Origin of the sequence: Klebsiella sp. HMSC25G12 (assembly GCF_001807705.1) — a bacterium.
In the GTDB taxonomy this organism is placed as follows: domain Bacteria; phylum Pseudomonadota; class Gammaproteobacteria; order Enterobacterales; family Enterobacteriaceae; genus Klebsiella; species Klebsiella variicola.
Genome location: NZ_KV789890.1, coordinates 1 through 12,011, shown reverse-complemented (window position 1 = coordinate 12,011; position 12,011 = coordinate 1). Strand labels below are relative to the sequence as shown.

11 protein-coding genes are annotated in these 12,011 nt (G+C 60.1%); 5 read left to right on the top strand and 6 right to left on the bottom strand.

Annotation, left to right across the window (positions count from 1 at the left end; all coding sequences use genetic code 11):
• Nucleotides 1-164 precede the first annotated feature (164 nt).
• A complete protein-coding gene (locus tag HMPREF3096_RS13365; protein WP_044650082.1) occupies nt 165-1,430 on the bottom strand; it encodes a 4-aminobutyrate--2-oxoglutarate transaminase in 1,266 nt (421 codons plus the stop codon).
• 118 nt (nt 1,431-1,548) lie between these two features.
• Between HMPREF3096_RS13365 and HMPREF3096_RS13360 the strand changes: the two genes are divergently transcribed.
• A complete protein-coding gene (locus tag HMPREF3096_RS13360) occupies nt 1,549-3,072 on the top strand; it encodes a MocR-like pyridoxine biosynthesis transcription factor PdxR (protein WP_023323355.1) in 1,524 nt (507 codons plus the stop codon).
• 52 nt (nt 3,073-3,124) lie between these two features.
• Here the strand turns inward: HMPREF3096_RS13360 and rpoH are convergent, their stop codons facing one another.
• From rpoH to ftsY, 4 genes are all read right to left on the bottom strand, one after another.
• A complete protein-coding gene (gene rpoH, locus HMPREF3096_RS13355; RefSeq protein WP_002920815.1) occupies nt 3,125-3,979 on the bottom strand; it encodes an RNA polymerase sigma factor RpoH in 855 nt (284 codons plus the stop codon).
• Between the two features lie 269 nt (nt 3,980-4,248).
• On the bottom strand, nt 4,249-5,304 hold the full coding sequence (gene ftsX, locus HMPREF3096_RS13350; protein WP_008806965.1) for a permease-like cell division protein FtsX: 1,056 nt from the start codon (nt 5,302-5,304) through the stop codon (nt 4,249-4,251).
• Complete coding sequence (ftsE, locus tag HMPREF3096_RS13345) at nt 5,297-5,965, bottom strand: cell division ATP-binding protein FtsE (RefSeq protein ID WP_008806964.1); 669 nt, start codon at nt 5,963-5,965, stop codon at nt 5,297-5,299. The genes ftsX and ftsE overlap by 8 nt, the downstream gene beginning before the upstream one ends.
• Nucleotides 5,966-5,967: 2 nt before the next feature.
• Nucleotides 5,968-7,491, bottom strand: a complete 1,524-nt coding sequence (gene ftsY, locus HMPREF3096_RS13340) for a signal recognition particle-docking protein FtsY (protein WP_032731370.1) — start codon at nt 7,489-7,491, stop codon at nt 5,968-5,970.
• 183 nt (nt 7,492-7,674) lie between these two features.
• On the opposite strand from ftsY, the gene rsmD reads away from it, so the two are divergent.
• Nucleotides 7,675-8,271, top strand: a complete 597-nt coding sequence (gene rsmD / locus HMPREF3096_RS13335; protein WP_002920820.1) for a 16S rRNA (guanine(966)-N(2))-methyltransferase — start codon at nt 7,675-7,677, stop codon at nt 8,269-8,271.
• Nucleotides 8,261-8,536 (top strand): DUF1145 family protein, encoded by a 276-nt coding sequence (locus tag HMPREF3096_RS13330; RefSeq protein ID WP_002920822.1) that lies wholly within the window; start codon nt 8,261-8,263, stop codon nt 8,534-8,536. The genes rsmD and HMPREF3096_RS13330 overlap by 11 nt, the downstream gene beginning before the upstream one ends.
• Nucleotides 8,537-8,549: 13 nt before the next feature.
• Here HMPREF3096_RS13330 and HMPREF3096_RS13325 read toward each other — a convergent pair whose 3' ends face one another.
• A complete protein-coding gene (locus tag HMPREF3096_RS13325) occupies nt 8,550-8,900 on the bottom strand; it encodes a DUF2500 domain-containing protein (protein WP_023340790.1) in 351 nt (116 codons plus the stop codon).
• Between the two features lie 150 nt (nt 8,901-9,050).
• On the opposite strand from HMPREF3096_RS13325, the gene HMPREF3096_RS13320 reads away from it, so the two are divergent.
• Both HMPREF3096_RS13320 and zntA read left to right on the top strand, forming a co-directional pair.
• The gene (locus tag HMPREF3096_RS13320) at nt 9,051-9,677 is read left to right on the top strand and encodes a lysoplasmalogenase (RefSeq protein WP_004173987.1); all 627 of its coding nucleotides are present in this window, start codon (nt 9,051-9,053) and stop codon (nt 9,675-9,677) included.
• Nucleotides 9,678-9,755: 78 nt separating this feature from the next.
• On the top strand, nt 9,756-11,966 hold the full coding sequence (gene zntA, locus HMPREF3096_RS13315; protein WP_032731375.1) for a Zn(II)/Cd(II)/Pb(II) translocating P-type ATPase ZntA: 2,211 nt from the start codon (nt 9,756-9,758) through the stop codon (nt 11,964-11,966).
• The last annotated feature ends 45 nt before the right edge of the window (nt 11,967-12,011 follow it).

Below are 12,011 nucleotides of genomic sequence, written 5' to 3'. Positions count from 1 at the left end.
GCAAAAACGGGAGTGACCATAGATTCCGTTTTACTCCGGCGGTTTTTACCGCCGGAAAAAAGGTGATATCAGGGTGATAAACCACTCACGCTGAGCATGAACAGCTGGCTGCGGCGTCCTGTTTCTGTTCGGCTTCCGTGCCGCCGCAGTCCGCCGGGGAGACGTTAGCTCTTCAGGATGCGCGCCAGAATATCCAGCGCTTTCGAGAACTGGGCGTCGGGGATAGTCAACGGATACAGGAAGCGGATCACGTTGCCGTAGACGCCACAGCTCAGCAGCAGCAGGCCGTTTTCCTGCGCTTTCTGTTGCACCTGGCGGGTGAACTCCGGCGACGGCTCGCCAGTTTGCGGATCGTTAAACTCCACCGCCACCATCGACCCCCGGCCACGGACATCAACGATCGCCGGGCAGGTGGCGCGCGCCTGGTTGAGCACCTCCTGCAGATGGCTACCCAGCTGTTCAGCCCGTTGACACAGCTGCTCTTCGGCAATGACATCCAGCACCGCGTGCGCCGCGGCCACCGCCAGCGGGTTACCGGCATAGGTTCCGCCCAGCCCGCCTGGGGCTGGCGCATCCATCACCTCGGCGCGACCGACAACGCCCGACAGCGGGAAGCCGCCGGCGAGGCTTTTCGCCATCGTCATCAGATCCGGTTTCACCTGATAGTGCTGCATAGCGAACAGCTTGCCGGTGCGGGCGAAACCGGTCTGCACTTCATCAGCGATCAGCAGAATACCGTGGGTATCGCACAGATCGCGCAGCGCCTGCATAAAATCGGCCGGCGCGACGTTAAAGCCGCCTTCCCCCTGGATCGGCTCGAGGATGATGGCCGCTACCTGGTCCGGCGCAATATCCGCTTTGAAAATGCGCTCCAGGCTTTTCAGCGCATCCGCGGTGGTCACGCCGTGCGCCTCATTGGGATAAACGCCGTGATACACCGATCCCGGGAACGGCCCGAAGCCGATTTTGTAGGGCGCGACCTTACCGGTGAGGGCCATGGTCATAAAGGTACGGCCGTGGAAGCCGCCGCCGAAAGTAATCAGCCCCGGGCGGCCGGTGTAAGCGCGGGCAATTTTCACTGCGTTCTCAACCGCTTCCGCGCCGGTGGTGAAGAAAGCCGTTTTTGCCGGCCCGTCAATTGGCGCCAGATCGTTGATACGCTCCGCCAGCGAAACATAACTTTCGTACGGCACAATCTGATAGGCGGTGTGGGTGAACGCCTGCAGCTGATCGGCGACCGCGGCGACCACTTTCGGATGGCGGTGACCGGTATTTAACACGGCGATCCCGGCGGCGAAATCGATCACCTCATTGCCTTCGATATCCCACAGCGTGGCGTTTTCCGCCTTCTCGACAAAGTAGTTACACATTACGCCTACGCCGCGCGGCGTCGCCTGCTGGCGACGTTGATTCAGTTCTGAGCTTTTCACCTGCGAATCTCCTGTCGTGTATGTCACGTTATCGCAACAAATTAGAAACGATGTCGTTTATTTACACAGGAGTTGGCCCTATAATCGAGTACCAATTTAGAATATCTGAGGGATCCAATTGCGTTCGCTGGTAGGTGACCTGGTGCTGGTCCGTCTGCAGGAAGAGCGGGATCCTCTTCTGCACAAACGCTTATATAACGCGCTGCGCCGCGCGATCCTCGATGGTTCGCTGGCGCCGCAAAGCCGCCTGCCGCCGTCGCGCGATCTGGCGGGTGAACTCGGCGTATCAAGAAACACCATATTAACAACTTATGAACAATTACTGGCGGAAGGATATGTGGTTTCCCGCCGGGGAAGTGGAACATTCGTTGCCCAAACCGCCCCTGAGAGCTCATTGACGGCTAAAGGTCAGCAAGAAAACAGCAGTATCGCGGCACCGACGGTGCATCTTTCACGCCGAGGCCAACATCTGCTCGGCCAGGTCAGCGCCAGCCCGCGCCAGTGGGGGGCGTTTATACCCGGCGTGCCGGACGTTAACGCCTTTCCCCACCCGCTGTTCAGTAAGATCCAGGCCCGTATCAGCCGTCGGCCCAAGCCGGAGCGGCTCAGCTATAGCTGCAACGGTGGCACCCCGGAACTGCAGCAGGCGCTGGTGGATTATCTGCGCGTGTCGCGCGGCGTCCACTGTCAGGCAGATCAAATTCTTATCACCGAGGGGATCCACCAGGCGATCGATCTGGTCACCCGCATGCTGTGTGATAACGGCGATCTGGCGTGGGTGGAGGAGCCTTCCTATTGGGGGATCCGCCACGTGCTGGCGATGAACGACGTTCGGGTGGAACCCCTGACCGTCGATGCCAACGGCCTGTGCCCGCCGGAAACGGTTGACGACGCGCCGAGGCTCATCTTCGTTACGCCTTCCCACCAGTACCCGCTGGGCGCGGTGATGAGCCTTGAGCGCCGCCAGCGACTGCTGGCGCTCGCCCGTCAGCAGGGGAGCTGGATCGTCGAAGATGATTATGACAGTGAGTTTCGTTTTTCCGGCCAGCCGATCCCCGCCCTGCAGGGTCTGGTCCCCGATGCCCCGGTGGTCTATATCGGCACCTTCAGCAAAACGCTCTATCCCGGCCTGCGCCTGGGCTACGTGGTGATCCCCCGTCCGCTGGTCAGCGATCTGAAGCACGCCCATGCCGAGCTTTACCGCGGCGGCCATTCGCTGATCCAGATGGCGCTGGCGGAGTTTATTACCGCCGGCCACTATTCGGCCCATATCCGCCGTATGCGGTTGCTCTACAGCCGTCGCCGCGCCTTTTTAACTGAGCTTATCCAGCGGCACTGTATGCCGTACGCCCTGTCTGACTTCAGCGATAATGCCGGGCTGCATTTGATCCTCAATTTGCCCGCAGAGGCTGACGATGTGGCGATTGCCAAAGAGGCTAATGCGCGCCACATTCTGGTGCGGCCACTGTCGCGCTACTACCTGACGGCGGCGCGGAAGAAAGGATTACTGATGGGATTCGCCAGCCAGCCCGAAGAGCAGATGGCGCCGGCGTTCAGCGTCTTACTCGGCTGCCTGCAGACGCACTGCCCGCAGATGCTCCTGCCCCGGGAGGACGCAGAAAAACAAAACGCCCCAACCTGAGGCGGGGCGTTATCGGGGAGCCTGATATCAGGTATCAGGCAGGCGTGGCGTATCAGGCTTCGATAGCGGCACGCAGTTTTTTCATGGCGTTCTTTTCCAGCTGACGCACACGCTCTGCGGAGACGCCGTAGCGGTCGGCCAGTTCCTGCAGCGTGGACTTGTTGTCTTCGTCCAGCCAGCGGGCGCGGATGATGTCCTGGCTACGCTCGTCCAGGCCCTGCATCGCGTCAGTCAGCTTATTCGCCGCCTGCTCTTCCCAGTTGTCGTCTTCGATGCCGTCGGCAAAGTTAGACGTTTTGTCCTGCAGATAAAGGACCGGCGCCATCGGCTGGCTGTCGGACTCATCGTCGGAAGACATGTCGAAGGTCATGTCCTGGGCCGCCATACGGGATTCCATCTCGCGGACGTCTTTGCTCGACACGCCCAGCTCACGGGCCACCATTTCCACTTCATCCTGGTTGAACCAACCCAGACGCTGTTTGGTTTTACGCAGGTTAAAGAACAGCTTACGCTGTGCTTTGGTGGTAGCGACCTTCACAATACGCCAGTTACGCAGCACGTATTCGTGAATTTCAGCTTTAATCCAGTGCACGGCGAAGGAGACCAGGCGCACACCCACTTCCGGGTTGAAGCGACGCACGGCTTTCATCAGGCCGATATTGCCTTCCTGGATCAGATCCGCCTGCGGCAGGCCATAGCCCGAGTAGTTACGAGCAATGTGAACAACAAAGCGCAGGTGAGACAGAATCAGCTTTTTAGCTGCTTCCAGATCGCCCTGGTAATGCAGCTTTTCAGCAAGCTCCCGCTCTTCATCAGCCGACAGCATCGGCCAAGTGTTAGCGGCCCGGATGTACGATTCCAGGTTACCAACGGGGGCTAAAGCTAAAGTTTGCATTTCTTTGGTCATTCAAATCCTCTCAATTGATATCTTCTGACGCGTTCTTGTCCCCATCAGGCAACAAGCATGCCAGCATTCATGAGCAACGAGAATATCACTCACATTAGTATCAGACAGTGATTTTATCCACAAGTTCCATGCAACGGTGTGAATAAATTACGCACAAAATGTGACACCACGATGAACAAGTGAGGGCAGGAAAAGGAGAACAAGCTTGCGGTATCTTTCCCTGCGAACAGGAACTCATTGCAGCAGGGAAAGATTATATCACGCTTTTTTTAATCGGGAGTAAAGTGACGTAAATGTTGCACTGTCGCCAGCCAGGCGGCGACCCACCCGATCATCGAGCAGACAATCAGCATTAACAGGCACTCGTCGAAGCCCAGGCCGCTCAGCTCAAACTGGGTGCCGAACACTTTCGCCACTTCGGTCACTGCCGACGAGAGGCGCATCACCAGAATCTCCGACAGGATCAGCGATAAAAACGCGCCGGAGAAGCCCAGCATCGCCCCGCCGTAGAGGAACGGACGCAGGATAAAGCCGTCGGTGGCGCCGATCAGCTTCTGCACGTTAATGGTATCGCGGCGGGCAAAGATGCTCAGGCGCACGCTGTTGCCGATCACCAGGAACACCGCCGCCACCATCAGCACGCCGATCATCGCCGACACGCGGCCTACCAGCCCGGTAAGCGAGGAGAGACGGGCAAACCAGCTGTCGTCCATCCGCACCTCATCCACCCCCTGGATCCGCGATACCCGCTCGCGCAGGGTATTGAGCGCTTCCGTGCTCTGGAAATCCAGCTTCGGCACCACGATGGCGACCGCCGGCAGCGGGTTCTCTTCCAGCATATCCAGTGCGCCGCCAAAGCCTGACCAGTTACGGAATTCACCCAGCGCCTCGTCACGGGACAAATAGTTTACCTTGTCGACGCCCTGCTCCGCCTGCAGCTGGCCCACCACCCGCGCCGCGGCGTCGTCATCCAGCGTTTTTTCCAGATAAACGGTGATCTGCGGCGATGGATAATACTGTGACGCCGCGCTGCTGACGTTTTTGTAGACCATGTAGCAGACGCTTGGCAGGGTCAACGAAATGGCGATGACCATCACCGTCAGGAAGGTCGCCAGCGGCGTGCTTTTGAGATCCTGCAACGCGCCGTGCCAGGCATAGCGCACCTGTTCGTTGAACACGTTACTCTTACGCGAGGCCGGGTTAGGCGCCGCTTTCGGCCGTTTTGGCGCATTGCGCCCGCCGCCGCTGCCGCCCGCCGCGTTGCGCAGGCGATCGAACTTACTGCCGAACTGGCGAATCTGGTTCATTGCGTCGCGCTTATTCACCCCGAATGCCTCCATGCAGATGGCCGTCGCTGAGCGACAGCACGCGGTACGGACGACTGGAGATAAGCCCCAGATCGTGCGTCGCCATCAGTACCGTCACCCCAACGCGGTTAAACTCTTCAAACAGACGTAAAATCCCCTCCGAGAGCGCCTCGTCGAGGTTACCGGTCGGTTCATCCGCCAGCAGCACCGCCGGCTTGTTGACCACCGCGCGGGCTATACCGACGCGCTGCTGCTCACCGCCGGAGAGCTGAATCGGAAAGTTCTTCGCTTTGTCCAGCAGGCCGACCTTGTCCAGCGCCGCCGAGACGCGGCGACGAATGTCATCGCCGCTGGCGCCGGCGATAATCAGCGGGATCGCCACGTTGTCATACACGGTACGATCCATCAGCAAATGGTGGTCCTGGAAAATCATGCCGATCTGGCGGCGCAGGAACGGCACCTCACGGCTCTTCAGGCGGCTGATTTCATGACCGCTGAAGAAAATTTTCCCGGCGCTGGGCCGTTCGATACCACAGATAAGCTTCAGCAGGGTACTCTTCCCTGCGCCGGAATGGCCGGTCAGAAACGCCATCTCGCCCGGCTGCAGGTGGAAGGTCACCCCTTGCAGCGCTTGTCTCCCACCGAGATAGGCTTTGCTGACTTGTTCAAAGCGAATCATTCTTAATCCTCTCGGGCAAAAAGTGCCTCAATAAAGTCGCCCGCATTAAACGGACGCAGATCCTCAATACGCTCGCCGACGCCAATATAGCGAATCGGAATGCCGAACTGATCGGCCACCGAGAAGATCACGCCGCCTTTGGCGGTGCCGTCCAGCTTGGTCAGGGTGATCCCGGTCAATCCTACCGCCTCATGGAACAGTTTGGCCTGGCTAATGGCATTCTGCCCGGTGCTGGCGTCAATAGTTAACATCACCTCATGCGGCGCGTCGACGTCCAGTTTTTTCATCACCCGGACAATCTTCTTCAGCTCTTCCATCAGGTGCGATTTATTCTGCAGACGCCCGGCGGTGTCGGCAATCAGTACGTCAACATGGCGCGCCTTCGCCGCCTGAATGGCGTCGAAAATCACCGAGGCGGAGTCCGCGCCGGTATGCTGGGCGATCACCGGGATATTGTTACGCTGACCCCAGACCTGCAGCTGTTCCACCGCCGCCGCGCGGAAGGTATCCCCCGCCGCCAGCATCACCGATTTACCCTGCTGCTCAAACTGACGCGCCAGCTTGCCGATGGTGGTGGTTTTCCCCACCCCGTTTACGCCGACCATCAAAATAACAAATGGCGTTTTGCCTTCTACGTTCAGCGGCTCATCCACTTTGGCGAGAATCTCGCCCATCTCTTCTTTCAGCAGGCCGTACAGCGCTTCCGCATCGCGCAGTTGCTTACGGCTGGCGCCTTCCGTCAGGTTGGTAATGATCTTGCGAGTGGTTTCCACCCCGACGTCGGCGATCAGCAGTTGCTCTTCCAGCTCTTCAAATAGATCATCGTCGATCTTCTTGCCGCGGAACAGGCTGATAAATCCAGAACCAAGATTTTCTTTGGTTTTCAGAAGGCTACGCTTGAGGCGGGCGAAAAAGCCTTCTTTCGTCGGTTTTTCCTGCTCCTGAGCCAGCGCTTCCACCGGCGCCTCGTCCTCGGGCTCCGGCACTACGACCGCCGCCTCTTCGGCCGCCTCGGCCGCCAGCGCCAGTGCTTCCAGCTCTTCATCGCTTAACGGGGCGTCCTCTTCAGGGACCTCCGTCTCCTGCGGCTCGGCGATAACGTCTGCCACAGGCTGCTCTGCTACGGCTTCCGCCACCACCGGTTCGGCGATCACCTCTTCCGCCAGCGGCTCAACCACCGCAGGCTGTTCAGGCGGTTCGCTGACCGCGGGCTCCGGTTCAACAACAGGCGCGTCTTCGACCAGAGCAGGCGTTTCCACCCACTCTTTTTCCTGCACGCTGGCAGGCTCCGCGAGGTGCGCTTTTTCGCTTTCGACCACCGTCTCGGTCACTTCGACGACATCTTCGGCAAACGCCTCCGGGTCTGCTTTCGGCGCGCTCGGCTCAGCAGGGGTTTCCGCTACAGGCGTCTCATCGGCAACTGCTTGTTGTTCTTCTACTTTTTGTTCAGTCTCGGTTTCCTGTGCCTGTTCTTTCTGTCCAAAGCCCAGCCAGGAAAAGAAGCCACGTTTTTTCTCTTTTGCCATTTGCGACCACACTCCTCGCTGTTTTATTCATGGCGCAGCTTCATCAGAAGCTGAAAAAATGATGAAATTAGTCGGATAGTCTATCACTTAACTTAACTCGCAGCACCGCCCCCGGATTAAGGTTTCGTCAACCGCCGTCGATCGCTAGAATAGCAGGCCGGAAGTTGAGACTTGAGCAGAGAGATGAAAAAACCAAACCACGCGGGCAGCGGCCAGATCCGCATTATCGGTGGGCAATGGCGCGGCCGTAAATTACCGGTGCCGGAGAGCCCGGGCCTGCGGCCGACCACCGACCGGGTTCGCGAAACCCTTTTTAACTGGCTGGCGCCGTCCATCGTTGACGCGCACTGCCTCGACTGCTTTGCCGGCAGCGGCGCGCTGGGGCTGGAGGCGCTGTCCCGCTATGCGGCCAGCACCACGCTACTGGAGATGGAGCGCGGCGTAGCCCAGCAGTTGCAAAAAAATCTCGCCACCCTGAAAGCGGATCGCGGCAAGGTGATCACCACCAACACCCTCAGCTTCCTGAGTCAGCCGGGGACACCGCACCAGATCGTGTTCGTCGACCCGCCGTTCCGTCAGGGGCTGCTGGAGGAGACGCTACGTCTGCTGGAGACACAAGGCTGGCTGGCCGATGAGGCCCTGGTGTATGTCGAAAGCGAAGTCGAAAACGGTTTACCGCCGGTGCCAGCTAACTGGCAGCTGTATCGTGAAAAAGTGGCCGGACAGGTCGCCTACCGTCTTTACCAACGTGAGGCCCAAGGAGAGCACCATGCTGATTAATTTAGGCCGCCTGCTGATGCTGTGCGTCTGGGCCTTTCTGTTATTGAACCTGTTTCAGCCCTTCCCGAAGCCGCTGAATATCTTCGTCAACGTCGCGCTGATTTTCATGATCCTGATGCACGGGCTGCAGTTGACGCTGCTCAAGGCGACGCAGCCGAAAGAGGCGCCGCCGCTGAGCCGCTTTGAGCAAATCCGCATTTTTATCTTCGGCGTGTTTGAGCTCGTCGCCTGGCAGAAAAAACTGAAGGCGACGCTGAAAAAGTAGTCCTGAAAAGGGCTCAGGGGTCGGGCGTAAACGCCACGAACGCTGTGCCCTTATAACTCAACATCCCGCGATCGCCCACGCTCAGCGCATGATATTGCGGCGCGTCGAGGCGAAACATCACCTCCAGTCCACCGTTTTCGGGGCGAAAGCTCGCTTCATAGCGCATCTCACTGCCTGCGGGCGTCACCGTCTGCTGCCGCGAGCGCCGATCGTTAATCACTTTTTCCCGTTTATTGCTGACGATAACCCGCTTTTGTAGCAACGGCGCGGCGTCATTCGCCTGTTTCTCACGGCGCTGCTGGACATAGCGAAACGAAGCCGCCACCACAATCACCGCGACGACCAGAACAAAAAAGAGGGGCATTTTACTCATCAAGGTTACCCATAAAAAATATCAGGAATCAGCATACTGCGTCGGGAATAACATTGTCATCTGCTACGCCAAACCACTACACTGAGTTGTAGCATCACGCATCCGTAACTTTCTTTATGATAACAGATACAGGGACTTACTATGCTTTGGTCATTTATTGCTGTCTGTTTCTCCGCATGGCTTTATGTCGATGCATCCTATCGTGGGCCGGCCTGGCGACGCTGGGTATTTAAACCTGTCACCCTGATTCTGTTGCTGTTACTGGCCTGGCAGGCGCCGATGTTCAATGCCATCAGCTATCTGGTGCTGGCCGGCCTGTGCGCCTCGCTGCTCGGCGACGCCCTGACCCTGCTGCCGCGCCAGCGGGTGATGTACGCGGTGGGCGCTTTCTTCCTGTCACATCTGCTGTATACCATCTGGTTCGCCAGCCAGCTGACGCTGTCGTTCTTCTGGCCGCTGCCGCTGGTGCTGCTGGTATTCGGCGCCCTGCTGATGGCGGTGATCTGGAGTCGGCTGGAAGAGATGAAAATGCCGGTGCTGACCTTTATTGGAATGACGCTGGTGATGGTCTGGCTGGCCGGTGAGCTGTGGTTTGCCCGCCCCACCAACACCGCGCTGTCCGGTTTCGCCGGCGCGGCCCTGCTGCTGCTGAGCAATGCCGTGTGGCTGGTGAGCCACTATCGTCGCCGCTTCCGCGCCGATAACGCCATTGCCGCCGCGTTCTACTTTGCCGGCCACTTCCTGATCGTGCGCGCGCTATACCTGTAATTTAGTCCTTGACTCTGGAGTCGACTCCAGAGTGTATCCTACGGCTAATGAGAAAATTATCATTTCCCGGAGGGTGCCATGTCGACTCCAGACGCGCAGGATAAAAAAGTCCCACAATTCTCGTCATTCACCATGCGGCCAGCGACCGCGCCGGCGGAGAGCTGCTGTACAGATCACGCCTGCGCCACAGAATCCGCCCCTGCCGCCGAAGCGCTCGACGACGCCCGCTATAGCTGGCAGGTTGACGGCATGGACTGCGCCGCCTGCGCCCGCAAGGTGGAAACCGCGGTTCGCCAGGTGCCCGGCGTCAGTCAGGTCCAGGTGCTGTTCGCCACAGAAAAGCTGCTGGTTAACGCCGAGGGTGATATCCGCGCTCAGGTTGAGAACGCGGTCCGCCAGGCGGGCTATACGCTGCGCGATGCCGATGCTCCCGCAGCAGAGAAAACCCGAGGGTCGCTGCTGCGCGACAATCTGCCGTTACTGACGCTGGTTATCATGATGGCCCTGAGCTGGGGGCTGGAGCAGGCCAACCACCCCGCCGGTCAGTTGGCCTTTATTGCCACCACCCTGGTTGGCCTGTGGCCGGTTGCTCGCCAGGCGCTGCGCCTGATCAAAAGCGGGAGCTGGTTCGCCATTGAAACGCTGATGAGCGTCGCCGCCATCGGGGCGCTGTTTATCGGCGCCACTGCGGAAGCGGCGATGGTCCTGCTGCTGTTCCTGATCGGCGAGCGTCTCGAAGGCTGGGCCGCCAGCCGCGCACGGCAGGGGGTGAGCGCGCTGATGGCGCTGAAGCCCGACACCGCCATCCGTCTGCGCAACGGTGTGCGGGAAACCGTCGCCCAGCGCGACCTGCGTCCCGGAGATGTGATTGAAGTGGCCGCCGGCGGGCGTCTGCCGGCGGATGGCCAGCTGCTGTCGCCGTTTGCCAGCTTTGATGAAAGCGCCCTGACCGGCGAGTCGGTGCCGGTGGAGCGTCAGGCCGGGGAACGAGTCGCGGCGGGCGCCACCAGCGTCGATCGCCTGGTGCAGCTTACCGTGATATCCGAACCGGGCGACAGCGCCATCGATCGCATCCTGAAGCTGATTGAAGAGGCAGAGGAGCGTCGGGCGCCAATCGAGCGCTTCATCGACCGCTTCAGCCGGATCTACACCCCGGCCATTATGGTCGTAGCCTTGTTGGTCGCCATTGTCCCGCCGCTGTTCTTCGCCAGCGCCTGGCTGCCGTGGATTTATAAAGGGCTGACGCTGCTGCTGATCGGCTGTCCGTGCGCGCTGGTCATCTCCACGCCGGCGGCCATCACCTCCGGCCTGGCGGTCGCCGCCCGCCGCGGGGCGCTAATCAAAGGCGGTGCGGCGCTGGAACAGCTGGGCCAGGTGCGGCAGGTGGCGTTCGATAAAACCGGCACCCTGACCGTCGGCCAGCCGCAGGTGACTTCGGTGATCGCCACGGCTGAGTTTGACGACAACGCGCTGCTGGCGCTGGCGGCGGCAGTGGAGCAAGGCTCCAGCCACCCGCTGGCGCAGGCCATCGTCCGTGAAGCACAGCGGCGTCAGTTGAGTATTCCGCTTGCCAGCGGCCAGCGGGCGCTGGCGGGCTCTGGTATCGAAGCCGAGGTGAACGGCTGCCGCATCCTGATCTGCGCCGCCAGCAAAGCCGCCCCGGCAGAGCATGAGGCGCAGATCCAGCAGCTGGAAAGCGCCGGGCAAACGGTAGTGCTGGTGATGCGCGGCGAGACGCTGCTCGGTATTCTGGCGCTGCGCGACACCCTGCGCGACGACGCGCGTCAGGCGGTGGATGCCTTGCATCAGTTGGGGGTTCAGGGGGTGATCCTTACCGGGGATAACCCGCGCGCCGCGGCAGCCATCGCCAGCGAACTGGGGCTGGAATTCCGCGCCGGTCTGCTGCCGGCGGACAAAGTGAAAGCCGTCATGGCGCTGAATGCCGATGCGCCGCTGGCGATGGTCGGGGACGGCATCAACGACGCGCCAGCGATGAAAGCGGCCACCATCGGCATCGCTATGGGCAGCGGCACCGATGTGGCGCTGGAGACGGCCGACGCCGCGCTGACCCACAACCGTCTGACCGGCCTGGCGCAGATGATTTCCCTGGCGCGCGCCACCCATGCCAATATTCGCCAGAACATCGCGATTGCCTTAGGGCTGAAGGGGATTTTCCTCGTCACCACCCTGCTTGGCCTGACCGGCCTGTGGCTGGCGGTGCTGGCGGATACCGGCGCCACCGTGCTGGTAACGGCTAACGCGCTGCGGTTATTGCGTAAGAAGTTGTAGCATAGATACCGGCTTCCCTGCTCGCGCTGCGCTTAGCAGGGCTAC

Excerpts from the sequence above, each read along its gene's own strand:
- HMPREF3096_RS13330 (WP_002920822.1), top strand. The coding sequence starts at position 8,261 with ATGCTGATTAATTTAGGCCGCCTGCTGATGCTGTGCGTCTGGGCCTTT.
- rpoH (WP_002920815.1), bottom strand. The coding sequence starts at position 3,979 with ATGACCAAAGAAATGCAAACTTTAGCTTTAGCCCCCGTTGGTAACCTG.
- rsmD (WP_002920820.1), top strand. The coding sequence starts at position 7,675 with ATGAAAAAACCAAACCACGCGGGCAGCGGCCAGATCCGCATTATCGGT.
- zntA (WP_032731375.1), top strand. The coding sequence starts at position 9,756 with ATGTCGACTCCAGACGCGCAGGATAAAAAAGTCCCACAATTCTCGTCA.
- HMPREF3096_RS13320 (WP_004173987.1), top strand. The coding sequence starts at position 9,051 with ATGCTTTGGTCATTTATTGCTGTCTGTTTCTCCGCATGGCTTTATGTC.
- ftsY (WP_032731370.1), bottom strand. The coding sequence starts at position 7,491 with ATGGCAAAAGAGAAAAAACGTGGCTTCTTTTCCTGGCTGGGCTTTGGA.
- HMPREF3096_RS13325 (WP_023340790.1), bottom strand. The coding sequence starts at position 8,900 with ATGCCCCTCTTTTTTGTTCTGGTCGTCGCGGTGATTGTGGTGGCGGCT.
- ftsE (WP_008806964.1), bottom strand. The coding sequence starts at position 5,965 with ATGATTCGCTTTGAACAAGTCAGCAAAGCCTATCTCGGTGGGAGACAA.